The organism is Bacillus sp. T3 (assembly GCF_033449965.1).
Classification (GTDB): Bacteria; Bacillota; Bacilli; order Bacillales; family Cytobacillaceae; genus Bacillus_BU.
In genome coordinates this window covers 27,860-52,632 of the sequence record NZ_CP137761.1, presented here as the reverse complement: position 1 = coordinate 52,632, position 24,773 = coordinate 27,860, and the positions used below count along the sequence as shown (strand labels likewise).

General features: G+C 40.2%; 26 protein-coding genes, 3 pseudogenes and 1 other annotated feature. All 29 genes and pseudogenes read left to right on the top strand.

Annotation, left to right across the window (positions count from 1 at the left end; genetic code table 11):
- Positions 1-423: a Mini-ribonuclease 3 gene (locus RGF10_RS00340; protein WP_318506328.1), complete on the top strand. Its 423-nt coding sequence runs from the start codon at positions 1-3 to the stop codon at positions 421-423.
- Entirely contained in the window at positions 423-1,166 is a 744-nt protein-coding gene (gene rlmB, locus RGF10_RS00335; RefSeq protein ID WP_318506326.1) for a 23S rRNA (guanosine(2251)-2'-O)-methyltransferase RlmB, read from the top strand. The genes RGF10_RS00340 and rlmB overlap by 1 nt, the downstream gene beginning before the upstream one ends.
- Positions 1,167-1,168: 2 nt before the next feature.
- Positions 1,169-1,675, top strand: a complete 507-nt coding sequence (locus RGF10_RS00330; protein ID WP_318509259.1) for an NYN domain-containing protein — start codon at positions 1,169-1,171, stop codon at positions 1,673-1,675.
- Positions 1,676-1,748: 73 nt separating this feature from the next.
- Positions 1,749-2,399 (top strand): RNA polymerase sporulation sigma factor SigH, encoded by a 651-nt coding sequence (sigH, locus tag RGF10_RS00325; protein WP_318506324.1) that lies wholly within the window; start codon positions 1,749-1,751, stop codon positions 2,397-2,399.
- Between the two features lie 415 nt (positions 2,400-2,814).
- The gene (gene rpmG, locus RGF10_RS00320; RefSeq protein ID WP_318506323.1) at positions 2,815-2,961 is read left to right on the top strand and encodes a 50S ribosomal protein L33; all 147 of its coding nucleotides are present in this window, start codon (positions 2,815-2,817) and stop codon (positions 2,959-2,961) included.
- Positions 2,962-3,000: 39 nt separating this feature from the next.
- A complete protein-coding gene (gene secE / locus RGF10_RS00315) occupies positions 3,001-3,183 on the top strand; it encodes a preprotein translocase subunit SecE (protein ID WP_318506321.1) in 183 nt (60 codons plus the stop codon).
- Positions 3,184-3,328: 145 nt separating this feature from the next.
- Entirely contained in the window at positions 3,329-3,865 is a 537-nt protein-coding gene (gene nusG, locus RGF10_RS00310) for a transcription termination/antitermination protein NusG (RefSeq protein WP_318506318.1), read from the top strand.
- Positions 3,866-4,033: 168 nt separating this feature from the next.
- The gene (gene rplK / locus RGF10_RS00305) at positions 4,034-4,459 is read left to right on the top strand and encodes a 50S ribosomal protein L11 (RefSeq protein WP_147535699.1); all 426 of its coding nucleotides are present in this window, start codon (positions 4,034-4,036) and stop codon (positions 4,457-4,459) included.
- A 117-nt stretch (positions 4,460-4,576) separates the two neighbouring features.
- Positions 4,577-5,275, top strand: a complete 699-nt coding sequence (gene rplA, locus RGF10_RS00300; protein ID WP_318506315.1) for a 50S ribosomal protein L1 — start codon at positions 4,577-4,579, stop codon at positions 5,273-5,275.
- 49 nt (positions 5,276-5,324) lie between these two features.
- Positions 5,325-5,467 (top strand) — a sequence feature (ribosomal protein L10 leader region).
- Positions 5,468-5,501: 34 nt separating this feature from the next.
- Positions 5,502-6,002: a 50S ribosomal protein L10 gene (rplJ, locus tag RGF10_RS00295; RefSeq protein WP_318506312.1), complete on the top strand. Its 501-nt coding sequence runs from the start codon at positions 5,502-5,504 to the stop codon at positions 6,000-6,002.
- Between the two features lie 56 nt (positions 6,003-6,058).
- A complete protein-coding gene (gene rplL, locus RGF10_RS00290; RefSeq protein ID WP_318506310.1) occupies positions 6,059-6,421 on the top strand; it encodes a 50S ribosomal protein L7/L12 in 363 nt (120 codons plus the stop codon).
- 142 nt (positions 6,422-6,563) lie between these two features.
- Positions 6,564-7,166, top strand: a complete 603-nt coding sequence (locus RGF10_RS00285) for a class I SAM-dependent methyltransferase (protein WP_318506308.1) — start codon at positions 6,564-6,566, stop codon at positions 7,164-7,166.
- A 254-nt stretch (positions 7,167-7,420) separates the two neighbouring features.
- Positions 7,421-10,982: pseudogene (gene rpoB, locus RGF10_RS00280) on the top strand (DNA-directed RNA polymerase subunit beta).
- 153 nt (positions 10,983-11,135) lie between these two features.
- A pseudogene (gene rpoC / locus RGF10_RS00275) lies at positions 11,136-14,733 on the top strand (DNA-directed RNA polymerase subunit beta').
- Positions 14,734-14,957: 224 nt separating this feature from the next.
- The gene (locus RGF10_RS00270; protein ID WP_318506306.1) at positions 14,958-15,206 is read left to right on the top strand and encodes a 50S ribosomal protein L7ae-like protein; all 249 of its coding nucleotides are present in this window, start codon (positions 14,958-14,960) and stop codon (positions 15,204-15,206) included.
- Between the two features lie 101 nt (positions 15,207-15,307).
- On the top strand, positions 15,308-15,730 hold the full coding sequence (gene rpsL, locus RGF10_RS00265) for a 30S ribosomal protein S12 (protein ID WP_318506304.1): 423 nt from the start codon (positions 15,308-15,310) through the stop codon (positions 15,728-15,730).
- 40 nt (positions 15,731-15,770) lie between these two features.
- Positions 15,771-16,241: a 30S ribosomal protein S7 gene (gene rpsG, locus RGF10_RS00260; protein WP_318506302.1), complete on the top strand. Its 471-nt coding sequence runs from the start codon at positions 15,771-15,773 to the stop codon at positions 16,239-16,241.
- 48 nt (positions 16,242-16,289) lie between these two features.
- The gene (gene fusA, locus RGF10_RS00255; protein WP_318506300.1) at positions 16,290-18,368 is read left to right on the top strand and encodes an elongation factor G; all 2,079 of its coding nucleotides are present in this window, start codon (positions 16,290-16,292) and stop codon (positions 18,366-18,368) included.
- A 133-nt stretch (positions 18,369-18,501) separates the two neighbouring features.
- Complete coding sequence (tuf, locus tag RGF10_RS00250; RefSeq protein WP_318506298.1) at positions 18,502-19,689, top strand: elongation factor Tu; 1,188 nt, start codon at positions 18,502-18,504, stop codon at positions 19,687-19,689.
- A 322-nt stretch (positions 19,690-20,011) separates the two neighbouring features.
- Complete coding sequence (rpsJ, locus tag RGF10_RS00245; RefSeq protein ID WP_009791329.1) at positions 20,012-20,320, top strand: 30S ribosomal protein S10; 309 nt, start codon at positions 20,012-20,014, stop codon at positions 20,318-20,320.
- 37 nt (positions 20,321-20,357) lie between these two features.
- Positions 20,358-20,984, top strand: coding sequence for a 50S ribosomal protein L3 (rplC, locus tag RGF10_RS00240; protein WP_318506296.1), 627 nt, complete (start codon positions 20,358-20,360; stop codon positions 20,982-20,984).
- Between the two features lie 27 nt (positions 20,985-21,011).
- Positions 21,012-21,635 carry a 50S ribosomal protein L4 gene (rplD, locus tag RGF10_RS00235; protein ID WP_318506293.1) on the top strand — a complete coding sequence of 208 codons (624 nt, stop codon included), beginning with the start codon at positions 21,012-21,014 and terminating at the stop codon, positions 21,633-21,635.
- Positions 21,635-21,919 (top strand): 50S ribosomal protein L23, encoded by a 285-nt coding sequence (gene rplW, locus RGF10_RS00230; RefSeq protein ID WP_169101655.1) that lies wholly within the window; start codon positions 21,635-21,637, stop codon positions 21,917-21,919. The genes rplD and rplW overlap by 1 nt, the downstream gene beginning before the upstream one ends.
- Before the next feature lie 29 nt (positions 21,920-21,948).
- On the top strand, positions 21,949-22,779 hold the full coding sequence (gene rplB, locus RGF10_RS00225) for a 50S ribosomal protein L2 (protein ID WP_318506290.1): 831 nt from the start codon (positions 21,949-21,951) through the stop codon (positions 22,777-22,779).
- A gap of 60 nt (positions 22,780-22,839) precedes the next feature.
- Entirely contained in the window at positions 22,840-23,118 is a 279-nt protein-coding gene (rpsS, locus tag RGF10_RS00220; protein ID WP_147535684.1) for a 30S ribosomal protein S19, read from the top strand.
- A gap of 18 nt (positions 23,119-23,136) precedes the next feature.
- Positions 23,137-23,478: a 50S ribosomal protein L22 gene (gene rplV, locus RGF10_RS00215; RefSeq protein ID WP_318506286.1), complete on the top strand. Its 342-nt coding sequence runs from the start codon at positions 23,137-23,139 to the stop codon at positions 23,476-23,478.
- A gap of 3 nt (positions 23,479-23,481) precedes the next feature.
- Positions 23,482-24,139 (top strand): annotated as a pseudogene (gene rpsC, locus RGF10_RS00210) (30S ribosomal protein S3).
- A gap of 1 nt (position 24,140) precedes the next feature.
- Positions 24,141-24,575: a 50S ribosomal protein L16 gene (rplP, locus tag RGF10_RS00205; protein ID WP_318506284.1), complete on the top strand. Its 435-nt coding sequence runs from the start codon at positions 24,141-24,143 to the stop codon at positions 24,573-24,575.
- Positions 24,565-24,768 (top strand): 50S ribosomal protein L29, encoded by a 204-nt coding sequence (gene rpmC, locus RGF10_RS00200; RefSeq protein ID WP_003351417.1) that lies wholly within the window; start codon positions 24,565-24,567, stop codon positions 24,766-24,768. The genes rplP and rpmC overlap by 11 nt, the downstream gene beginning before the upstream one ends.
- The last annotated feature ends 5 nt before the right edge of the window (positions 24,769-24,773 follow it).

Genomic DNA, 24,773 nt, shown 5'->3' with positions numbered 1-24,773 from the left:
ATGCTTCATTATGAAAGTCTGATTGACGAAAAACAATTAAATAGTTTAGCTCTTGCATATATGGGAGATGCTGTCTTCGAAAACTATATTCGCTACCACTTAATTCAATCTGGTACGGTTAGGCCAAATCAATTGCATCGAGAAGCGACGAATTATGTGTCTGCTAAAGCTCAGGCTGCAGTGGTCCATCAATTTATCGATGAAGGCATTCTGACCGATGAAGAAATGGCTGTTTTAAAAAGAGGTAGAAATGCCAAATCTGGTAGTATTCCGAAAAATACCGATGTACAAACGTACCGATACTCGACTGCATTTGAGGCTTTATTAGGCTATTTGTATTTAGCAAACCAGATTATACGACTTGAAGAATTAATCAAGAAATCGATTCACTTAGTTGAAGAAAAGAAAGGAGGCCGCGGATAATGAATTCAGATTATATCATTGGAAAAAATCCCGTCATTGAGGCATTGAAGTCAGATCGTGACATTAACAAGATTTTTATCGCGGAAGGGTCACAAGGTGGACAAATGCAGCAGGTGATTGGATTAGCTAAAGAAAAGAGTGTGTTAGTCCAATTTGTCCCAAAGAAAAAGATTGACCAAATGACAGAGGGAAACCATCAAGGAGTGATAGCGGCAGTTGCTGCATACCAATATGCTGAAATAGACGATTTGTTTGCCGTTGCTGCGGAAAGAAACGAACCTCCTTTCTTTTTAATTTTAGATGAAATTGAAGATCCCCATAATTTAGGCTCAATTATGCGAACAGCTGATGCTGTTGGTGCCCATGGGATTATTATTCCAAAAAGAAGAGCAGTAGGATTAACCTCTACTGTTGCAAAAGCTTCGACAGGTGCAATTGAGTACATTCCTGTTGTTCGTGTTACGAATATCGCGCGAACAATTGATGAGTTAAAAGAAAAAGGGTTATGGATTGCAGGGACGGATGCTAAAGGTAGTGAGGACTATCGCTCCTTTGACGGAAGTATGCCACTTGGCTTGGTCATTGGCAGTGAAGGGAAAGGAATGGGTCGACTCGTGCGTGATAAATGTGATTTTCTAATTCATTTGCCCATGGCGGGTCATGTTACCTCTTTAAACGCATCGGTTGCAGCAGCACTTCTTATGTACGAGGTTTACCGAAAAAGACACCCAATTGGTCGATAATGATGGATATTCTGATTGTAGATGGTTATAACATCATTGGTGCTTGGCCTGACTTAAGTGCTTTGAAAAATAAGGACTTAGGTGCGGCTAGAGATTTATTAGTAGAAAAAATGGCAGAATATCAAGCGTATACGGGTTTCCGTGTCATCGTCGTATTTGATGCGCATTATGTTCAAGGAATTGAAAAAAAATATCATAATTATAAGGTTGAAGTGATATTCACGAAGGAAAATGAATCTGCTGATGAAAGAATTGAGAAGCTGGCTAGCAGTCTTAGTGATCGCCGAACACAAATCCATGTCGCCACTTCCGATTTTACTGAGCAATGGGTGATCTTTGGGCAAGGAGCCCTAAGGAAATCAGCGCGAGAATTGTTAACAGAAATGAATACGATTGAGAAAAAAATTGAACGAAACGTTAAGAAGATCCAAACAAAGAGACCGCCGTCAAAGATTCCACTAAGTGACGAAATAGCCCAAATTTTCGAAAAATGGCGCCGGGAACGGTGAGCAATGGTTGACTTCCAAAAAAAGCCTACTGTATAATATTTCTAACTATGCATGTGTGGTCGGGGGGATTTGCATGAGTACGGACTTCAGAGCAAGGATCAATGAACGATATTTACAGCTCGAAGATGAAGAATTAGTAGAGTTAGTGCACAATGGGGAAAGTGATGCATTAGATTACTTAATTCATAAATATCGAAATTTTGTTCGAGCAAAAGCAAGATCCTATTTTCTCATCGGTGCCGATAAAGAAGATATTGTTCAGGAAGGTATGATCGGGTTGTATAAAGCAATTCGTGATTATAGGGATGATAAGATGACTTCTTTTAAAGCGTTTGCCGAATTATGTATTACAAGACAAATCATCACCGCGATTAAAACCGCCACCAGGCAAAAACATATACCGCTAAATTCGTATGTTTCATTGGACAAGCCGATTTATGATGAGGAATCAGATCGGACACTAATGGATGTTCTTTCAGGTGCAAAGGTTATGGATCCTGAGGAATTAATCATTAACCAAGAAGAATTTGATAACATAGAAGGAAAAATGAAAGAACTTTTAAGTGATCTTGAACGAAAAGTTCTGGCATTATACTTAGATGGCCAATCCTATCAAGAAATCTCCGAAGAGCTAAATCGGCATGTGAAATCGATTGATAATGCGTTGCAGCGTGTAAAGAGGAAGCTTGAGCGTTATTTAGAAGTCCGCGAGTTTACAGTTTAATATTTGTTTTTTTGCATAGGGGCTGAACGGTCGCTTCCGCTTTTCTATTTGTCTAGCTGCGGTGCCTAGCCCCTCGAGGTCATAAGCCACTTTAGGTAAGAAGGTAAAGAACGCCTTCTCCTGAAGCGTCTTATGCTTGTCGGGGCTGAGCGAGGCACCTTCGCTTTTCTATTTGTCTAGCTGCAGCGACCAGCGTCTAGTGGACTTCACCCACCTCCCTACGATAAGTCAACATCGATTCGCTTTCAGCTCTTCGTGTTTCCTTTATCTCGGTCGGAGGGCTCCAGTCCATACGCCGCTACCCGGTCGCTTCCGCTTTTCTATTTGTGAGAACTTAGTGTCACTTGTTGACACTGTATCATTGAAGTGATACATTTTTAAAGAATGATATAGTTGTTTATAGTAGGTGTTTTTTGTGGGAAAAAAAGTAATTTTGGCATGTGAAAGCTGTGGTTCACGCAACTACACCACAAACAGTAAAAAAGAAACGCAAGCAAGACTTGAACTGAAAAAGTTCTGTACCAATTGTGGAACTCATACGATACATCGAGAAACGAAATGATTTACATTTTATTATAGATCGATTGTTGGAGGTTACAGCATGCAACGCATTTTAACGTTCTTCCGCGAAGTGGCTCGAGAAACAAAAAAGGTTAGTTGGCCAAAACGTAAAGAATTAACCCGCTATACGATTACGGTGTTATCAACGGTTACATTTTTTGCCCTTTTCTTTGCGGCACTAGATTATGGTATTTCTGAATTGATTCGTATAATTCTTGAATAACACTCTGCAATCCATGGTATAATGGAAAATAATGCAGAAACATGTTAAAGCTCGGGTAACGGGTTTTTTCATTGTGGAAAAAAGTACGTGTAATAAGGTACAGATATTATGAAATGGGGAGGGACGGACGAATTAGTCCTCTTGAATGGAAAAGAACTGGTATGTAGTTCATACTTACTCTGGATATGAGAATAAAGTAAAGGCGAACTTAGAAAAACGCGTCGAGTCTATGGGAATGTCGGACAAGATTTTTCGAGTAATCGTGCCTGAAGAAGAAGAAACCGATTTCAAAAATGGTAAGAAAAAAGTTGTTAAGCGTAAGGTGTTTCCTGGATATGTGTTGGTTGAAATCATTATGACGGATGATTCTTGGTATGTTGTCCGTAATACGCCTGGAGTAACAGGATTTGTTGGTTCTGCAGGATCCGGATCAAAGCCGACTCCATTACTTCCAGAAGAAGTGGTTGTTATCTTGAAACGCATGGGTGTGGATGAAAAACGCGTCGACATCGATTTCGAGGTAGGAGAAACGGTTAAGGTAAAAGAAGGTCCTTTTGCTAACTTCACAGGAACAATCGAAGAGATTGAAAAAGATAAATCTAAATTAAAAGTTTTAGTTAATATGTTCGGTCGTGATACCCCGGTAGAGCTCGATTTTACACAAATTGATAAATTAGATTAAAATCAACTTGAAATTGTCACGGAATAGTGATAAAATTTCATAGGTCAATATGTCTCGAAAAGAGACTCGACAATTATCAAGTTCTTTATGTTTATATAAAGACTTTTCTATGAGTGGGAGGGAAATTTTCCCTATTACCACATCACGGACTTTAAGGAGGTGTGTCTCGTGGCTAAAAAAGTAATTAAAGTTGTCAAATTGCAAATTCCTGCAGGTAAAGCTAATCCAGCGCCACCAGTTGGTCCTGCATTAGGTCAAGCCGGTGTAAACATCATGGGATTCTGTAAGGAGTTTAACGCTCGTACGGCTGATCAAGCTGGCTTAATCATCCCTGTTGAAATTACGGTATTTGAAGACCGTTCTTTTACATTTATTACGAAAACTCCTCCTGCTGCCGTTCTTTTGAAAGTAGCAGCTGGAATTCAGTCTGGTTCAGGCCAGCCTAACCGTAATAAAGTAGCGACAGTTAAACGTGCAACGGTACGCGAGATTGCTGAACAGAAAATGCCTGACCTTAACGCAGCTAGCGTCGAAGCAGCAATGCGTATGGTTGAAGGTACTGCTCGCAGCATGGGTATTGTTATCGAAGACTAATTCGTCATTAACTGTTAGTGTTTTGTAAGAGGAGGTTGCGTAGCTGAAAATTTCACTCGCAACCTTTATTCGTGGGAGGTTATTCCGCTAAAACCACATTCAAGGAGGATAATTAAAATGGCTAAAAAAGGTAAGAAGTATTTAGAAGCTGCTAAGCTTGTAGATAGTTCTAAAGCGTATCCAATTGCAGAAGCAATTGAACTTGCAAAAAAGACAAGCATTGTTAAATTCGATGCAACTCTTGAAGTAGCTTTCCGTCTAGGAGTAGATCCTAAGAAAGCTGACCAACAAATTCGTGGTGCTGTTGTTCTTCCGAACGGAACTGGTAAAGTGCAACGCGTTCTAGTTTTCGCTAAAGGTGAAAAAGCTAAAGAAGCTGAAGCAGCAGGCGCTGATTATGTTGGCGATTCTGAATACATCAACAAAATCCAACAAGGTTGGTTTGACTTTGATGTAATCGTTGCTACTCCTGATATGATGGGTGAAGTTGGTAAACTCGGTCGTACATTAGGACCTAAAGGTTTAATGCCAAACCCTAAAACAGGAACTGTTACATTTGATGTGACAAAAGCAATCAACGAAATTAAAGCAGGTAAAGTTGAATACCGTGTTGATAAAGCTGGTAATATCCACGTTCCAATCGGTAAACAATCTTTCGAAGATCAAAAATTGATCGAAAACTTTAACACTGTATTTGAAACAATGGTAAAAGTTAAGCCTGCAGCTGCTAAAGGAACATACATGAAGAACGTTACTGTTACTTCAACAATGGGCCCTGGCGTAAAAGTTGATCCATCATCTGTTTCAGTAAAATAATGGAATTGACAAACAGAATTACATTTACTATAATGTAATTTGTTGTTGAAATAAAATAACATTTGTACCAGAGACAGTAGGTGCTATTTATAGCTTAATATCCTACCGAGGTCATACGATAGATTTTCTGTAAACTACTATTGTATACAATCCTCCATGTCTGTTTGGGTGTGGAGGCTTTTTATTGTCCAGGTATGAATGTAGTATAACTACAGGAGGTGTAAGGATGAGCAGCGCTATCGAAACAAAGAAACAAATCGTAGATGAAATTGCTGATAAATTAAAAGCAAGCGTGTCAACTGTTGTTGTTGACTACCGTGGATTGAATGTTGCAGAAGTAACTGAACTTCGTAAGCAACTTCGTGAAGCAGGTGTTGAGTTCAAAGTGTATAAAAACACAATGACTCGTCGTGCGGCTGATGCTTGTGAGCTTTCTGGATTAAATGAAGCTCTTACAGGTCCAAACGCAATCGCGTTCAGTACTGAAGATGTAGTTGCTCCTGCTAAAATTCTTAATGACTTCGCGAAAAAACACGAAGCTCTTGAAATTAAAGCGGGTGTAATTGAAGGAACTGTTGCGACTGCTGATGATATTAAAGCTCTTGCGGAACTACCATCTCGCGAAGGTTTACTATCTATGTTACTCAGCGTTCTTCAAGCACCAATTCGCAATCTTGCTCTTGCTGCAAAAGCTGTTGCAGATCAAAAAGAAGAACAAGGCGCGTAAGTTAGACTTATCGTTAAACTACTAAATAAAACAAAACTCTAAGGAGGAAAATAATCATGACTAAAGAACAAATCATTGAAGCAGTTAAAAATATGACTGTTTTAGAATTAAACGACTTAGTAAAAGCAATTGAAGAAGAATTCGGCGTAACTGCTGCAGCTCCTGTAGCTGTTGTTGGTGGCGCAGGTGCAGCTGCTGTTGAAGAGCAAACTGAATTTGACGTGGTTCTTGCATCACCTGGAGATCAAAAAATCAAGGTTATCAAAGTAGTTCGTGAAATCACTGGTCTTGGACTTAAAGAAGCAAAAGAACTTGTTGATAACACTCCAAAGGCTGTTAAAGAAGGCGTTTCTAAAGAAGAAGCAGAAGAAATCAAAGGCAAACTTGAAGAAGTTGGCGCTAACGTAGAAGTTAAGTAATTTAACTTTAAAAAAGCTCGCTGCATAAGCGAGCTTTTTTTGCTTTTTCAATCCAGTTAACATATAATACTGTTCGGAAAAGCTTTTTACCTCAATTCCTTCTATTCCTAAAACTCTCTCCCGTGGAGGTGGTTATAAACCTATGGCAGACCATTATTATTCCCGCACACAAAAGGTTGAAAGTAATCCAAATTATTGGGATTTTAATCTGAGGAATCACTCATTTCGATTTAAAACAGATAATGGAGTTTTTTCGAAAAAAGAGGTGGATTTTGGTTCCCGGCTTCTAATAGAAGTTTTCGAACCGTCGGAGAAATCGGGAAAAATCCTAGATGTAGGATGTGGTTATGGACCGATCGGCCTTTCACTTGCAAAGAGTCTTCCGGATGCTACTGTACATATGATTGATGTCAATGAACGAGCATTAAGTCTTTCGCAGGAAAATGCTGTATTAAACCGAATTGATAATGTCCAAATCTATCAAAGTGACCGTCTCCTGTCAGTTTCAGAATCAGGGTTTACGGATATTGTAACGAATCCGCCGATTCGCGCAGGTAAGCAGATTGTACATGAGATATTTGAACAAAGCTTTCATCATTTGAAAGTAAATGGGTCACTTTGGGTTGTTATTCAAAAGAAGCAAGGTGGACCTTCTGCTTTTGCTAAACTTGAAGCACTATTTGGTGAAGTTGAAACGGTGGATAAAAGCAAGGGTTATTTCATTTATAAAGCAAAAAAACATTGACTCGTCAAGATGCCTATGTTAATATTATAAAATGCCAATAGATTAGTTTTCGTTTTAATGCTAAATTCATCATTTATTGTATAAATTTGGCTATAGACGGATAAGCTAACAAAATAATAGTTCGTCATGTGAAATTGTGGTTTTTAACAAAAAAACCCTTTTTCTTTTTGTCTTACGACTGAACGGTGAAACCGTTTATGTTTGTTTGATGGCAATAGATGTAATTATAACGCTTGATTTGAGGGGTGAATCAGTTGACAGGTCAACTAGTTCAGTATGGACGACACCGCCAACGAAGAAGTTATGCAAGAATCAGTGAAGTTTTAGAGTTACCAAATCTTATTGAAATTCAAACCTCTTCCTATCAATGGTTTCTAGATGAGGGTTTGCGAGAAATGTTCCAGGATATTTCTCCGATCGAAGACTTTACTGGTAACCTATCACTCGAATTCATTGATTACAGCTTAGGTGATCCTAAGTATTCCGTTGAGGAGTCAAAAGAACGAGACGTTACATATTCTGCTCCGTTGCGAGTGAAAGTACGTCTAGTGAACAAAGAAACAGGTGAAGTAAAAGACCAGGATGTATTTATGGGTGACTTCCCACTAATGACTGAAACAGGGACGTTTGTTATTAATGGTGCAGAACGCGTCATTGTTTCTCAATTAGTGCGTTCTCCTAGTGTGTACTTTAGTGGAAAAGTGGATAAGAACGGGAAGAAAGGATTTACCGCTACAGTAATCCCTAACCGTGGTGCTTGGCTTGAGTATGAAACTGATGCCAAGGATGTAGTGTATGTAAGAATAGATCGTACTCGGAAACTGCCCGTTACGGTTCTTTTGCGTTCGCTTGGATTCGGATCTGATTCTGAAATCATCGATTTAATCGGAGATAATGAATATATCCGTAACACATTAGAAAAAGACAACACTGAAAGCACTGAAAAAGCGCTTTTAGAAATATATGAGCGCCTTCGTCCTGGGTGAACCACCAACGGTTGAAAATGCGAAGAGCTTATTAGTGTCCAGATTCTTTGATCCAAAACGTTATGATTTAGCGAATGTTGGACGCTACAAGATTAATAAAAAGCTTCATATTAAAAATAGACTTTTCGGTCAGCGCTTAGCAGAAACGCTTGTTGATCCTGAAACAGGGGAAATTATTGCGGAAAAAGGTACAACGTTAGATCGTCGTACATTAGATCGCATTCTTCCTAATCTCGAAAATAATATTGGATTTAAAACATCTAACCCAGTAGGTGGGGTTGTTGAAGATGATATCATTCTTCAATCAATCAAGATTTACGCTCCTAATGAAGATGGAGAAAAGGTCATTAATGTAATTGGTAACTCGAATATCGAAGAAGCCATTAAGAACATAACACCTGCTGACATTATTGCTTCAATTAGCTATTTCTTCAACTTGCTACACGGTGTTGGAAATACCGATGATATTGATCATCTAGGTAACCGCCGTTTACGTTCTGTTGGGGAGTTGCTGCAAAACCAGTTCCGTATTGGTTTATCACGTATGGAGCGTGTTGTTCGTGAGAGAATGTCAATTCAGGATACAGCGACAATCACTCCACAACAATTAATTAATATTAGACCGGTTATTGCTTCAATTAAAGAGTTCTTCGGTAGCTCTCAGTTATCTCAATTTATGGATCAAACTAATCCATTAGCCGAGTTAACACATAAACGTCGTTTATCTGCATTAGGACCTGGTGGTTTAACAAGGGAACGTGCTGGTTTTGAAGTGCGAGACGTTCACTATTCACACTATGGCCGTATGTGTCCGATTGAAACGCCAGAGGGTCCGAATATCGGATTGATTAACTCGCTATCATCCTATGCAAAGGTCAACCGTTTTGGTTTCATTGAGACGCCATATCGTCGTGTCGATCCGGAAACAGGCAAAGTAACTCAAAGAATTGATTATTTAACAGCTGATGAACAGGATAACTATGTAGTTGCGCAAGCGAATGCTCGTTTGGGTGATGATGGTTCATTCTTAGATGAAGATGTTGTTGCACGTTTTAGAGATGAAAACGTTGTTGTGAATCGTGATCGTATCGATTACATGGACGTCTCTCCAAAACAAGTAGTATCTGCAGCGACAGCGTGTATTCCGTTCTTAGAAAACGATGACTCGAACCGTGCCCTTATGGGAGCAAACATGCAACGACAAGCTGTTCCTTTACTCCAACCTGAAGCGCCGAGAGTTGGTACAGGTATGGAATATGTATCAGCAAAAGACTCTGGTGCTGCAGTTATTTGTAAGCACGAAGGTATTGTTGAACATGTTGAAGCACGTGAAGTGTGGGTACGTCGGATTTCCGTGGTAGATGGTCAAGAAACGAAAGGGAATCTTGATAAATACCGTATGTTGAAATTTATTCGTTCGAACCAAGGTACATGTTACAATCAACGTCCAATTGTTAGTGTTGGAGATCGTGTTGTAAAAGGAGAAATCCTTGCAGATGGACCTTCAATGGAAAAAGGTGAATTAGCATTAGGGCGAAATGTTCTTGTGGCCTTCATAAATTGGGACGGTTATAACTACGAAGATGCGATTATCATGAGTGAGCGTCTTGTAAAAGACGATGTCTATACATCGATTCATATTGAAGAATATGAATCAGAATCACGTGATACAAAATTAGGACCAGAGGAAATTACGCGCGATATCCCTAACGTTGGAGAAGATGCTCTTCGCAACTTAGATGAACGCGGAATTATTCGAATTGGTGCTGAAGTGAAAGATGGAGATCTTTTAGTTGGTAAAGTTACGCCTAAAGGTGTGACGGAATTAACAGCTGAAGAGCGTCTATTGCATGCAATCTTTGGAGAAAAAGCTCGAGAAGTTCGTGATACATCACTGCGTGTTCCTCACGGTGGTGGCGGTATTGTCTTGGATGTAAAAGTCTTTAACCGTGAAGACGGTGATGAACTACCACCTGGTGTAAATCAGCTCGTTCGTGTTTACATTGTGCAAAAGCGTAAAATTCATGAAGGCGATAAAATGGCAGGACGACATGGTAATAAAGGGGTTATCTCGAAGATCATGCCTGAAGAGGATATGCCTTATTTACCAGATGGTACTCCTGTAGATATCATGTTAAATCCATTAGGGGTTCCTTCACGGATGAATATCGGTCAGGTGCTTGAACTACACTTAGGTATGGCTGCAAGAGCACTTGGTATTCATGTCGCTTCACCAGTATTTGATGGTGCACGTGAAGAAGATGTTTGGGGTACGATTGAAGAGGCTGGAATGGCGCGAGATGCTAAAACAGTTCTTTATGATGGTCGTTCTGGTGAACCATTTGATAATCGTGTTTCTGTTGGTGTTATGTACATGATTAAACTTGCACACATGGTTGATGATAAATTGCATGCTCGTTCTACTGGACCATACTCACTTGTTACCCAGCAACCACTTGGAGGTAAAGCTCAATTTGGTGGACAGCGTTTCGGGGAAATGGAAGTATGGGCACTAGAAGCATATGGTGCAGCTTACACACTACAAGAAATCTTAACAGTTAAGTCTGATGATGTTGTTGGTCGTGTAAAAACATATGAAGCGATTGTAAAAGGTGAGAACGTACCTGAACCTGGTGTACCAGAGTCATTTAAGGTATTAATTAAAGAACTTCAAAGTTTGGGAATGGATGTAAAGATTCTTTCTGGTGATGAGCAGGAAATTGAAATGCGCGACATGGAAGATGAAGAAGAAATTCAACAAGCCGAATCTTTAACCATCACACCTGAATTAGATAGTGTTGAGACAGAGCCTGTAGGGACGAAAGAGTAACATAGTTTATGAGCTCAGTGAAGACTTTTGTCATCACTGAGCACTTACATTTTTCATATAGATGTTTCACTGCATACGTAATCATTTACGATGTTTTAGCCGATATAATCGGAATAAGGGTAAAACCTGAAGATCGAAAGGGAGGTAGGCCCCTTGCTAGATGTAAACAATTTTGAGTATATGAAAATTGGTCTAGCTTCACCGGATAAAATCCGCTCGTGGTCATTTGGTGAGGTCAAGAAACCAGAAACGATTAATTATCGTACACTAAAACCGGAAAAAGACGGTTTGTTTTGTGAACGAATCTTTGGTCCACAAAAGGACTGGGAATGTCATTGCGGGAAGTATAAGCGCGTTCGTTATAAAGGTGTAGTTTGTGACCGTTGTGGTGTTGAGGTAACCCGTGCGAAGGTTCGTCGCGAACGTATGGGTCATATCGAATTAGCAGCTCCTGTATCCCACATATGGTACTTCAAAGGAATCCCAAGCCGTATGGGTCTTGTCCTAGACATGTCTCCTCGAGCGCTTGAAGAAGTTATTTACTTTGCTTCTTATGTTGTTACCGAGCCAGGTGATACAGCATTAGAGAAGAAGCAGCTTTTATCTGAAAAAGAATACCGTACGTACCGTGAAAAATACGGCAGTAAATTTCAAGCATCAATGGGTGCAGAAGCGATTAAAAAGCTTTTATTCGATATCGACTTAGAAAAAGAAGTTGATTCGTTAAAAGAAGAATTAAAAACCGCTCAAGGTCAGCGTCGTACACGTGCGATTAAACGACTTGAAGTACTCGAAGCATTCCGTGGGTCAGGAAACGAGCCTTCCTGGATGATTTTAGATGTGCTTCCGGTTATTCCGCCTGAATTACGTCCAATGGTTCAGTTGGACGGTGGCCGCTTTGCTACCTCTGACTTAAATGATTTGTATCGTCGTGTAATTAACCGTAACAATCGCTTAAAGCGTCTGTTAGATCTTGGTGCACCAAGTATTATTGTTCAGAATGAAAAGCGGATGCTACAAGAGGCAGTAGATGCTTTAATTGATAACGGTCGTCGTGGCCGACCAGTTACTGGACCTGGAAATCGTCCGTTAAAATCTTTATCTCATATGTTAAAAGGAAAACAAGGTCGTTTCCGTCAAAACCTTTTAGGAAAACGTGTTGACTATTCAGGTCGTTCTGTTATCGTCGTTGGACCGAACTTGAAAATGTATCAGTGCGGCTTACCTAAAGAAATGGCTTTAGAGTTATTTAAACCATTTGTTATGAAAGAGTTGGTAGAAAAAGGACTTGCTCATAACATTAAATCTGCAAAGCGTAAAATCGAACGTGTAAACCCTGAGGTATGGGATGTACTTGAAGAAGTAATCAGAGAGCATTCAGGTTTTACTAAACCGTGCACCGACACTTCACCGTCTTGGAATTCAGGCATTTGAACCTACATTGGTTGAAGGCCGTGCGATTCGTTTGCATCCGTTAGTTTGTACAGCGTATAACGCTGACTTTGACGGTGACCAAATGGCGGTACACGTACCACTTTCTTCTGAAGCTCAAGCTGAAGCTCGTTTATTAATGCTTGCAGCCCAAAATATCTTAAATCCAAAGGATGGAAAACCTGTTGTTACACCATCTCAGGACATGGTATTAGGGAACTATTATTTAACAATGGAACGTGAAGGTGCCGTTGGAGAAGGTATGATCTTTAAAGATCGTAACGAAGCATTAATTGCTTACCAAAACGGTTATGTCCACTTGCATACAAGAGTAGCTGTAGATGCTGGTTCATTAGGAAATGTTACTTTTACGGAAGAACAAAACTCTAAACTATTGATAACTACTGTTGGAAAGTTAATCTTTAATGAGATATTACCTGAATCATTCCCTTATATTAATGAACCAACCAAGTTAAATCTTGAAGAAAAAACACCAGAGAAATACTTTGTTGGACCTGGAACAGACGTGAGTGCATTTATTAAAGAGATGCCTCTTGTTGATCCGTTTAAGAAGAAGATTCTTGGAAATATCATTGCTGAAGTATTTAAACGATTTAAGATTACTGAAACCTCAAAAATGCTAGACCGAATGAAGGATCTAGGATTTAAATATTCAACTAAAGCTGGTATCACCGTAGGTGTAGCTGATATCGTCGTTTTAGGTGAGAAGCAAGAAATCATTCAAGAAGCTCAGGCAAAGGTTGATAACGTCATGAAACAGTTTAGACGTGGTTTAATCACCGAAGATGAGCGTTATGACCGTGTTATTTCAATCTGGAGTGCGGCTAAGGATACAATTCAAGCGAAGCTGATGAAATCCTTGGAAAGAACCAACCCAATCTTTATGATGAGTGATTCTGGAGCACGTGGTAACGCATCGAACTTTACCCAATTAGCAGGGATGCGTGGTTTGATGGCGAACCCGGCTGGTCGTATTATCGAATTACCAATCAAATCAAGTTTCCGAGAAGGATTAACAGTATTAGAATACTTTATTTCTACACATGGAGCTCGTAAAGGATTGGCGGATACAGCGCTAAAAACAGCTGACTCAGGTTACCTTACTCGTCGTCTAGTTGATGTAGCACAGGATGTTATTGTCCGTGAGGATGATTGCGGAACAGACCGTGGTTTATTAATTAGTGCACTTAAAGATGGTACTGAAGTTATCGAACCACTAGACGAACGTCTTATTGGTCGATATGCAAGAAAAGCTATTAAGCATCCAGTAACAAATGAAGTCATTGTTCCTGAAAACGGGCTAATTACTGAAGATTTATCAGTTGAAGTGGTTGAAGCAAACATTGAAGAGGTTTGGATCCGTTCTGCCTTTACATGTAATACTCGCCACGGTGTTTGTAAGAAATGTTATGGACGTAACTTAGCTACAGGCCAAGAGGTTGAAGTAGGTGAAGCAGTAGGTATTATTGCTGCACAATCTATCGGTGAACCAGGAACTCAGTTAACAATGCGTACATTCCATACAGGTGGGGTAGCTGGAGACGATATTACTCAAGGTTTACCTCGTATTCAAGAGTTATTTGAAGCTCGTAATCCAAAAGGTCAATCTGTCATTTCTGAAATCGAAGGTGTTGTCGTTGGTATTAACGAAGGTCGTGACCGCCAACACGAAATCGTTGTTCAAGGTGATGTAGAAAGCCGCACGTATACAGCGCCATATACAGCACGTTTAAAGGTTGCTATAAATGACCGAGTTGGACGTGGACAAGAATTAACAGAAGGTTCAATTGATCCAAAAGAATTATTACGTGTAACCGATATGAAATCCGTACAAGAATACTTGCTGCGTGAGGTACAAAAAGTATACCGCATGCAAGGGGTAGAAATCGGAGACAAACATATCGAAGTAATGGTTCGACAAATGCTTCGTAAAGTACGAGTTGCAGATGCAGGTGAAACTAGCGTATTACCTGGTGCACTTCTCGACGTTCATCAGTTTACTGATGCCAATGAGAAGGCTTTGCTTGCAGGAAAAATGCCAGCAACTGGCCGTCCTGTACTACTTGGGATTACGAAAGCTTCGCTTGAGACAGATTCATTCTTATCAGCAGCATCCTTCCAAGAAACAACAAGAGTTCTTACAGATGCAGCGATTAAAGGTAAGCGCGATGAGCTTCTCGGCTTAAAAGAGAATGTAATTATCGGTAAATTAGTTCCAGCTGGAACAGGTATGCAACGTTACCGTCGAGCAGAGCCAATTCTTCAAGATGAAGCTGCAGAAACTGTGACAGTTGAATAATTAATCTTTTACCAAGTTATAAGGTTAGATGATTTGAAATAACATACGCAAGCGCCAGGCGACGATCTTCGTTACATGGCGCTTGTGATTTGTTTCAAATATCAAGGTCGATAAATACATTTTTTACAAAATAAAATATTTAGCGACATGTTGACATTGCAATTCTAAGGTGTTAATATATCAAAGGTGCTCCTATTTACCTGATACTTTGGAGGATATGAACGATGTCTTATGAAAAAGTATTACAGGCTGGTCACGTCATTATAGGTACAAAACAAGCAGTTAAAGCTCTAAAATCAGGTGTTGTGATTGAACTTGTTATTGCGACCGATGCCGATCAAAAAGTGATCGCAAAAGTTGAACAAACAGCAAGGGAAGAAAACGTGCCGGTTTCTTATGTAGATTCGATGAAAAAACTCGGAAAAGCATGTAAGATAGATGTTGGAGCTGCAGCTGTAGCTATTACTCGTTAAAAACTGTTTTTGTAGAATATATCTGCAAAAACTTTGTTTTTGCAAAAAATTGAACCACCTGGATGTGTGGGCTTACACAAAAAATGAAGGGAGGAAAAAACATGCCTACAATTAATCAATTAGTGCGTAAACCTCGTCAATCTAAAGAGGAAAAGTCAAAATCACCTGCACTAAACAAAGGTTATAACAGCTTTAAGAAATCACAAACAGACGTATCTTCACCTCAAAAACGTGGAGTATGTACACGTGTTGGTACTATGACACCGAAAAAACCGAACTCTGCATTACGTAAATATGCGCGTGTTCGTTTAACAAACGGTATCGAGGTAACAGCTTACATTCCTGGGATTGGACACAACCTACAAGAACATAGTGTTGTACTTATCCGTGGCGGACGTGTAAAGGACTTACCTGGGGTACGTTACCACATCGTTCGTGGAGCACTTGATACAGCTGGAGTTAACGGTCGTATGCAAGGTCGTTCTAAGTACGGAACTAAGAGACCAAAAGCACCGAAAAAATAATCTAATTTAAATAGTAGCTTCTTTGAAAGGAGGAAAAAATATGCCACGTAAAGGTCCAGTAGCAAAAAGAGACGTTTTACCAGATCCGCTTTACAACTCAAAGCTTGTAACTCGTTTGATCAACAAAATGATGATCGACGGTAAAAGAGGTAAATCTCAAGAAATTCTTTACTCTGCGTTTGATATTATTCGTGAACGCTCTGGCAAAGAGCCGATGGAAGTGTTTGAACAAGCACTTAAAAACATCATGCCAGTACTAGAAGTAAGAGCACGCCGTGTGGGTGGTGCTAACTACCAAGTTCCAGTGGAGGTACGCCCTGATCGTCGTACAACTCTTGGTCTTCGTTGGTTAGTTAACTATTCTCGTCTTCGCGGTGAGAAAACTATGGAACAACGTTTAGCAAATGAAATTCTTGATGCAGCTAATGCAACAGGAGCATCTGTTAAGAAGCGTGAAGATACTCATAAAATGGCTGAAGCAAACAAAGCGTTTGCTCACTATCGTTGGTAATCTAACCTTCAAATCTAATACACTCATACATGGAAGGAGATAGACCAAATGGCTAGAGAGTTCTCCTTGGAAAATACTCGTAATATCGGAATCATGGCTCACATTGATGCCGGTAAAACAACCACTACTGAGCGTGTCCTTTATTATACTGGTCGTATTCATAAGATTGGTGAAACTCATGAAGGTGCCTCGCAAATGGACTGGATGGAGCAAGAACAAGAACGTGGTATCACAATCACTTCTGCAGCAACAACTGCACAGTGGAAGGGTCATCGCGTAAACATCATCGACACACCAGGACACGTAGACTTCACTGTTGAGGTTGAACGTTCACTTCGTGTACTAGATGGTGCGGTAGCAGTTCTTGATGCTCAATCTGGGGTTGAGCCACAAACAGAAACTGTTTGGCGTCAAGCAACAACTTATGGAGTTCCCCGTGTAGTATTCGTTAACAAAATGGATAAAATCGGTGCGGATTTCTTGTATTCTGTAAAAACTATTCATGACCGTCTTCAAGCGAATGCGCACCCGATCCAATTACCAATCGGTGCTGAAGATGAGTTCGAAGCTATCATTGACTTAGTAGAAATGAAAGCTCATTTCTACAGTAATGATCTTGGAACTGATATTGAAATTCGTGAAATTCCAGAAGAACATCAAGATTTAGCTACAGAATACCGTGAAAAGTTGGTTGAAGCAGTAGCTGAGCTTGATGAAGAATTAATGGAAAAATATCTTGGCGGAGAAGAAATCAGCATTGAAGAGCTGAAAGCTGGTATCCGTAAAGGTACTACAAATGTTGAGTTTTACCCAGTTATCTGTGGATCAGCATTTAAAAACAAAGGTGTTCAATTAATGCTTGATGCTGTTATTGACTATCTTCCATCTCCATTAGATGTACCTGCTATCAAAGGTACTCTACCAGATACAGATGAAGAAGTTGAACGTCATTCTGACGACAGCGAGCCTTTCTCAGCACTTGCATTTAAAGTTATGACTGACCCGTATGTAGGGAAATTGACATTCTTCCGTGTGTACTCAGGTACATTAAGCTCTGGATCATATGTTCAAAACTCTACTAAAGGGAAGCGCGAGCGTATCGGTCGTATCCTGCAAATGCATGCGAACAGCCGTCAAGAAATCTCAGAAGTACATGCAGGGGATATTGCTGCAGCTGTAGGTTTAAAAGATACTACTACTGGTGATACTTTATGTGATGATAAAGCTCCAGTAATCTTAGAATCTATGCAGTTCCCAGAACCTGTTATTCAACTTTCTGTTGAACCTAAATCTAAAGCTGACCAAGACAAAATGACAACAGCTTTACAAAAGCTTCAAGAAGAAGACCCAACTTTCCGTGCACACACTGACCAGGAAACTGGACAAGTTATCATTGCAGGTATGGGAGAACTTCACCTTGATATCATCGTTGACCGTATGCGTCGCGAGTTCAAAGTAGAAGCAAACGTAGGTGCACCTCAGGTTGCTTACCGTGAAACATTCCGTTCTTCTGCAAACGTTGAAGGGAAATTCGCTCGTCAATCTGGTGGACGTGGTCAGTACGGACATGTATGGATTGAGTTCTCACCTAATGACGAAGGTAAAGGGTTTGAATTTATAAATGGTATCGTCGGTGGGGTTGTTCCTCGTGAATACATCCCAGCGGTTCAAGCAGGTCTTGAAGATGCGCTTGATCGAGGAGTACTTGCTGGTTATCCACTTGTAGACATCAAGGCTAGACTATTTGATGGTTCATACCATGATGTTGACTCAAGTGAAATGGCGTTTAAAATTGCCGCTTCAATGGCTCTTAAAAATGCTGCTTCAAAATGTAGCCCTGTAATCCTTGAACCAGTTATGAGAGTTGAAGTTGTTATTCCTGAAGATTATCTTGGAGATATCATGGGTCAAATCACTGCTCGTCGCGGCCGCGTCGAAGGTATGGAAGCTCGTGGTAATGCTCAGGTAGTTCGTTCTATGGTTCCACTATCTGAAATGTTTGGTTACGCAACTGCTTTGCGTTCAAGCACTCAAGGACGTGGAGTGTTCTCAATGCACTTCGACCATTACGAAGAGGTACCAAAGTCAATCTCTGAAGAAATCATCAAAAAAAATAAAGGTGAGTAATTGATTTTACCCCTTTAATCAAGTATAAATACTAGTGTAAGCTTTGGAATATATGAAGATAGACTTCAATCTATCTTCATATACCCACATATACTTAACTTATTTTTTTAAAATCAAAGGAGGATTTCCTAAAATGGCAAAAGCTAAATTCGACCGTTCTAAGCCACACGTTAACATTGGTACAATCGGACACGTTGACCATGGTAAAACAACTTTAACAGCTGCAATCACATCTGTACTTGCAAAAGTAGGTGGAGCAGAAGCTCGTGCATACGATCAAATCGATGGTGCACCAGAAGAAAGAGAACGTGGTATCACAATCTCTACTGCACACGTAGAATATGAAACTGCAACTCGTCACTATGCACACGTTGACTGCCCAGGACATGCTGACTATGTTAAAAACATGATCACTGGAGCTGCACAAATGGATGGCGGTATCTTAGTAGTATCTGCTGCTGACGGCCCAATGCCACAAACTCGTGAGCACATCCTTCTTTCTCGTCAAGTAGGTGTACCATACCTTGTTGTATTCATGAACAAGTGTGACATGGTTGACGACGAAGAGTTACTTGAATTAGTAGAAATGGAAATCCGTGATCTACTATCTGAATACGACTTCCCAGGCGATGACATTCCTGTAATCAAAGGTTCTGCATTAAAAGCTCTTGAAGGCGAACCAGAATGGGAAGAAAAAGTAAATGAACTTATGGCTGCTGTTGATGAATATATTCCAACTCCAGCTCGTGATACTGAAAAGCCATTCATGATGCCAGTTGAGGATGTATTTTCAATCACTGGTCGTGGAACTGTTGCTACAGGACGTGTTGAGCGTGGTGTAGTTAAAGTTGGTGACGTAGTTGAAATCGTAGGTTTCACTGAAGAGCCTAAATCTACTACTGTAACAGGTGTTGAAATGTTCCGTAAGCTTCTTGATTATGCAGAAGCTGGAGACAACATCGGTGCACTTCTTCGTGGGGTTGCTCGTGAAGAAATCGAACGTGGACAAGTTTTGGCTAAGCCAAAAACAATCAACCCACATACAAAGTTCACTGCACAAGTTTACGTTTTATCTAAAGAAGAAGGTGGACGTCATACTCCATTCTTCACAAACTACCGTCCACAATTCTATTTCCGTACTTCTGATATTACTGGTATTTGTAATCTTCCAGAAGGCGTAGAAATGGTTATGCCTGGTGATAACATCGAAATGACAGTTGAACTTATTGCTCCTATCGCTGTTGAAGAAGGAACTAAGTTCTCAATTCGTGAAGGTGGCCGTACAGTAGGCGCTGGATCAGTTGCTAAAATCATGGCGTAGTCTTTGGACTAAATAAAGAAGCAGGTGGGTGACGACCCATCTGCTTTTTTTATTTCTATAATATAGAGTAATAATTGGCAGTAATAATTCAGACTTGATTTCTTCGTTACAGGTCGTTATAATAATAAAAGTGTGCTGGACTTAAAGAGATTTAAAAACATGTTGCTTTCTCTTTTTGTTTTCGGTATAATAGACAATGTTGGTCTTCGACTGCGATGATGCGGAAGGTTGCTGACACACCCGGCCGCTTTGCCATGGCGAGTGTGTGGGAAATTTTCGCGGAGAATGTCTATCTTAAAATAGGCGAAAAGGAGGGAAAATAATGGCAAAACAAAAAATTCGTATTCGTTTAAAGGCTTATGATCACAGAATTCTTGATCAATCTGCTGAAAAGATTGTTGAAACGGCAAAACGTTCTGGTGCAGCTGTATCTGGTCCGATTCCGCTTCCAACTGAAAAGTCAATTTACACAATCTTACGTGCGGTGCATAAGTACAAAGATTCTCGTGAACAATTCGAGATGCGTACTCATAAGCGTTTAATCGATATCATTAACCCAACACCACAAACGGTTGATTCATTAATGCGTTTGGATTTACCATCAGGTGTGGACATCGAAATCAAATTATAATGAATAAATAATGAAGAAAACAGGAGGTGTGACTATAATGACCAAAGGAATCTTAGGAAGAAAAATCGGTATGACTCAAGTTTTTGCTGAAAATGGAGATCTTATTCCAGTAACAGTTGTTCAAGCTGCTGGTAACGTGGTACTTCAAGTAAAATCTGTTGAAACAGACGGGTATGAATCTGTTCAATTAGGTTTTGAAGATAAGCGTGAAAAGCTTGCGAACAAGCCGGAAAAAGGCCATGTTAACAAAGCAAATACTGCTCCTAAGCGCTTCATCCGCGAATTACGTGGTGTAAACTTAGGTGAGTATCAGGTTGGTCAGGAAGTCAAAGTTGATATTTTCGCAGAAGGCGAAATCGTTGATGTAACAGGAATCTCTAAAGGTAAAGGTTTCCAAGGTGTTATCAAACGCCACGGACAATCTCGCGGCCCTATGGCTCACGGTTCTCGTTACCATCGTCGTCCAGGTTCAATGGGACCTGTTGCTCCAAACCGCGTATTTAAAGGGAAAAAGTTAGCAGGACGTATGGGTGGAGAGCAAGTTACAGTTCAAAACCTACAGATCGTGAAAGTTGATGCTGAACGTAACTTACTTTTAATCAAAGGTAACGTACCTGGTGCTAAAAAAGCATTACTTAAAATTAAAAGTGCGGTAAAAGCATAGTAATTCACGCAGAAAGGAGGAAATACAATGCCGAAAGTAGCGTTATTTAACCAAAGCGGATCACAAGTTGGTGAAATCGAACTTAATGATTCAGTATTTGGTATTGAGCCAAATAACCATGTGTTATTTGAAGCTGTCATCATGCAAAGAGCTTCTTTACGTCAAGGAACTCATAAAACAAAAATTCGTTCTGAAGTAGCCGGCGGTGGTCGTAAACCGTGGCGTCAAAAAGGAACTGGTCGTGCACGTCAAGGTTCGATTCGTTCTCCACAATGGCGCGGTGGTGGTACAGTATTTGGACCTGTTCCACGTAGCTACAGCTATAAATTACCGAAGAAAGTACGTCGCTTAGCAATTAAGTCAGCTCTTTCTTCTAAAGTATTGGCTGAAAACATTCTTGTATTAGAAAACCTAGCTTTCGAAGCACCAAAAACAAAAGAATTCACTAAAGTCCTTAAAGGTCTTTCTGTTGAATCTAAAGCGTTAATTGTAACAGCTGATTTGGATGAAAATGTAGCATTATCTGCTCGTAACATTCCAGGTGTAACAGTTGTAACTGCTAACGGTATTAATGTTTTGGATGTATTAAATCATGATAAATTAATCATGACGAAAGCTGCGGTTGAAAAAGTAGAGGAGGTGCTTGCATAATGGATGCACGCGATATCATTAAGCGCCCCGTGATTACTGAAGCTTCAAGTGAAGCAATGTCTGAGAAAAAGTACACTTTTGAAGTGGACGTAAGAGCTAATAAAACTCAAGTAAAAGACGCTATCCAAGAAATCTTTGGCGTTAAAGTTGAGAAAGTTAACATTATGAACTACAAAGGCAAATTTAAGCGTATGGGCAAGTTTGGTGGATACACTAACAAACGCCGTAAAGCTATTGTAAAATTAACTCAAGACAGCAAAGAAATCGAATTCTTTGAAGTTTAATTCCTATAACTAGAAGAGGAGGGAAAAAAATGGCGATTAAAAAGTATAAACCTACCTCTAATGGTCGTCGTGGTATGACTACTTCTGATTTCGCAGAAATCACAACTAGCACACCCGAAAAATCTCTACTTGCACCGTTAAAGAGAAAAGGCGGCCGTAATAACCAAGGTAAGTTAACAGTTCGTCATCAAGGTGGCGGCCATAAGCGTCAATACCGTATCATTGATTTTAAACGTGATAAAGATGGCATTCCAGGACGCGTTGCTACAGTTGAGTATGATCCAAACCGTTCTGCAAACATCGCATTAATTAATTATGTAGATGGAGAAAAGCGTTATATCTTAGCTCCAAAAAACCTTGTAGTAGGTATGGAGGTAATGTCTGGTCCTGAGGCTGACATTAAAGTAGGAAACGCACTACCATTAACAAACATTCCAGTAGGTACAGTTATCCACAATATCGAGTTAAAACCTGGTAAAGGTGGACAATTAGTACGTTCTGCAGGAACTAGCGCACAGGTTCTAGGTAAAGAAGGTAAATACGTTCTTGTCCGTTTGAATTCTGGTGAAGTTCGTATGATTCTTGCTACTTGCCGTGCTACAATCGGTCAAGTTGGTAACGAGCAACACGAATTAATTAACATTGGTAAAGCAGGTCGTTCTCGTTGGTTAGGTAAACGCCCAACTGTTCGTGGATCTGTAATGAACCCTAACGATCACCCACACGGTGGTGGTGAAGGACGTTCACCAATCGGACGTAAGTCACCAATGTCTCCATGGGGTAAACCAACTCTTGGATTCAAAACTCGTAAGAAGAAAAACAAATCAGATAAATTTATTGTACGTCGTCGTAAAAAATAACGGGATTGAACTACGGTTCGCCAAAAGAACCGTAGAACGATCACGAAGGGAGGTTCAGCTATGGGTCGCAGCTTGAAAAAAGGACCTTTTGTTGATGAGCATTTAATCACAAAGATCGAAAAGTTAAATGAAACTGAAGGCAAACAAGTAGTAAAAACTTGGTCACGTCGTTCAACGATCTTCCCGCAATTCATCGGACACACAATCGCTGTTTATGATGGTCGTAAACATGTTCCTGTATATGTTACTGAAGACATGGTAGGTCATAAGCTTGGAGAATTTGCTCCAACACGTACTTACAAAGGGCATGCTAGTGATGATAAGAAAACAAGACGTTAATGAGAGGAGGGCATTCTGATGCAAGCTAAAGCTGTTGCAAGAACAGTTCGTATTGCTCCTCGTAAAGCTCGTTTAGTCGTAGATTTAATTCGAGGTAAGCAAGTAGGTGAAGCAGTAGCGATTTTAAAATTAACTCCAAAAGCTTCTTCTCCAATCGTTGAGAAAGTTTTAAAATCTGCTATGGCAAACGCTGAGCACAACTACGAAATGGATATTAACAACCTAGTGGTTGAGCAAGCATTCGTAGACGAGGGACCAACTTTAAAACGTTTCCGTCCACGCGCACAAGGACGTGCAAGTCAAATAAACAAACGTACTAGTCACATTACAATTGTGCTATCAGAAAAGAAGGAGGGATAATCAGTGGGTCAAAAAGTAAATCCAGTCGGTTTGCGTGTCGGGATCATTCGTGATTGGGAATCAAAATGGTACGCAGGCAAAGACTATGCTGATCTTTTGCACGAAGACCTTAAAGTTCGTGAGTATATCACGAAGCGCTTAAAGGATGCATCAGTTTCTAAAGTTGAAATTGAACGTGCAGCTAATCGCTTAAACATTACAATCCACACTGCTAAGCCAGGTATGGTTATCGGTAAAGGTGGTACTGAAGTTGAAGCACTTCGTAAAGCCCTTAACTCACTTACTGGCAAGCGTGTACACATCAATATTCTTGAAATTAAAAGAGCAGATCTTGATGCAAAATTAGTTGCAGAGAACATTGCTCGTCAATTAGAAAACCGTGTATCATTCCGTCGTGCACAAAAGCAAGCTATCCAACGTGCTATGCGTGCTGGTGCAAAAGGAATCAAAACAATGGTATTCCGGTCGTTTAGGCGGTGCTGACATCGCTCGTTCAGAACACTATAGTGAAGGTACAGTTCCACTTCATACACTTCGTGCCGATATCGACTATGCTACTGCAGAAGCAGATACTACTTACGGTAAACTTGGAGTAAAAGTATGGATCTATCGTGGAGAAGTCCTTCCTACTAAGAAGAAAACTGTGGAAGGAGGCAAATAATATGTTATTGCCAAAACGCGTTAAGTATCGTCGTGAACATCGCGGAAAAATGCGCGGAAATGCAAAAGGTGGTACCGAAGTGGCTTTTGGTGAATTTGGCCTTCAAGCTACAGAAGCATCTTGGATCACAAACCGCCAGATTGAAGCGGCTCGTATCGCGATGACTCGTTACATGAAACGTGGCGGTAAAGTTTGGATTAAAATTTTCCCGCACAAGCCTTATACTGCTAAGCCTCTAGAAGTACGGATGGGTTTCGGTAAAGGTGCTCCTGAAGGATGGGTAGCAGTTGTTAAGCCAGGAAAAGTAATGTTTGAAATCGCTGGTGTATCTGAAGAGATCGCTCGTGAAGCATTACGTCTTGCATCACACAAACTTCCAGTTAAATGTAAGTTTGTAAAACGAGAAGAAATTGGTGGTGAATCTAATGAAAGCTAATGAAATTCGTGATCTAACCACTGCCGAAATAGAACAAAAAGTGAAATCATTAAAAGAAGAGCTTTTCAACCTTCGCTTTCAATTAGCGACTGGACAACTTGAAAACACAGCTCGCATCCGTGAAGTACGCAAAGCGATTGCTCGCATGAAAACTGTGATTCGTGAAAGAGAAATCGGCGTTAACAATCGATAATTGAG

Bases quoted from the DNA above. Each gene is read 5' to 3' on its own strand.
- RGF10_RS00340 (WP_318506328.1), top strand. From the start codon at position 1: ATGCTTCATTATGAAAGTCTGATTGACGAAAAACAATTAAATAGTTTA.
- rlmB (WP_318506326.1), top strand. From the start codon at position 423: ATGAATTCAGATTATATCATTGGAAAAAATCCCGTCATTGAGGCATTG.
- RGF10_RS00330 (WP_318509259.1), top strand. From the start codon at position 1,169: ATGGATATTCTGATTGTAGATGGTTATAACATCATTGGTGCTTGGCCT.
- sigH (WP_318506324.1), top strand. From the start codon at position 1,749: ATGAGTACGGACTTCAGAGCAAGGATCAATGAACGATATTTACAGCTC.
- secE (WP_318506321.1), top strand. From the start codon at position 3,001: ATGCAACGCATTTTAACGTTCTTCCGCGAAGTGGCTCGAGAAACAAAA.
- nusG (WP_318506318.1), top strand. From the start codon at position 3,329: ATGGAAAAGAACTGGTATGTAGTTCATACTTACTCTGGATATGAGAAT.
- rplA (WP_318506315.1), top strand. From the start codon at position 4,577: ATGGCTAAAAAAGGTAAGAAGTATTTAGAAGCTGCTAAGCTTGTAGAT.
- rplJ (WP_318506312.1), top strand. From the start codon at position 5,502: ATGAGCAGCGCTATCGAAACAAAGAAACAAATCGTAGATGAAATTGCT.
- rplL (WP_318506310.1), top strand. From the start codon at position 6,059: ATGACTAAAGAACAAATCATTGAAGCAGTTAAAAATATGACTGTTTTA.
- RGF10_RS00285 (WP_318506308.1), top strand. From the start codon at position 6,564: ATGGCAGACCATTATTATTCCCGCACACAAAAGGTTGAAAGTAATCCA.
- RGF10_RS00270 (WP_318506306.1), top strand. From the start codon at position 14,958: ATGTCTTATGAAAAAGTATTACAGGCTGGTCACGTCATTATAGGTACA.
- rpsL (WP_318506304.1), top strand. From the start codon at position 15,308: ATGCCTACAATTAATCAATTAGTGCGTAAACCTCGTCAATCTAAAGAG.
- rpsG (WP_318506302.1), top strand. From the start codon at position 15,771: ATGCCACGTAAAGGTCCAGTAGCAAAAAGAGACGTTTTACCAGATCCG.
- fusA (WP_318506300.1), top strand. From the start codon at position 16,290: ATGGCTAGAGAGTTCTCCTTGGAAAATACTCGTAATATCGGAATCATG.
- tuf (WP_318506298.1), top strand. From the start codon at position 18,502: ATGGCAAAAGCTAAATTCGACCGTTCTAAGCCACACGTTAACATTGGT.
- rpsJ (WP_009791329.1), top strand. From the start codon at position 20,012: ATGGCAAAACAAAAAATTCGTATTCGTTTAAAGGCTTATGATCACAGA.
- rplC (WP_318506296.1), top strand. From the start codon at position 20,358: ATGACCAAAGGAATCTTAGGAAGAAAAATCGGTATGACTCAAGTTTTT.
- rplD (WP_318506293.1), top strand. From the start codon at position 21,012: ATGCCGAAAGTAGCGTTATTTAACCAAAGCGGATCACAAGTTGGTGAA.
- rplW (WP_169101655.1), top strand. From the start codon at position 21,635: ATGGATGCACGCGATATCATTAAGCGCCCCGTGATTACTGAAGCTTCA.
- rplB (WP_318506290.1), top strand. From the start codon at position 21,949: ATGGCGATTAAAAAGTATAAACCTACCTCTAATGGTCGTCGTGGTATG.
- rpsS (WP_147535684.1), top strand. From the start codon at position 22,840: ATGGGTCGCAGCTTGAAAAAAGGACCTTTTGTTGATGAGCATTTAATC.
- rplV (WP_318506286.1), top strand. From the start codon at position 23,137: ATGCAAGCTAAAGCTGTTGCAAGAACAGTTCGTATTGCTCCTCGTAAA.
- rplP (WP_318506284.1), top strand. From the start codon at position 24,141: ATGTTATTGCCAAAACGCGTTAAGTATCGTCGTGAACATCGCGGAAAA.
- rpmC (WP_003351417.1), top strand. From the start codon at position 24,565: ATGAAAGCTAATGAAATTCGTGATCTAACCACTGCCGAAATAGAACAA.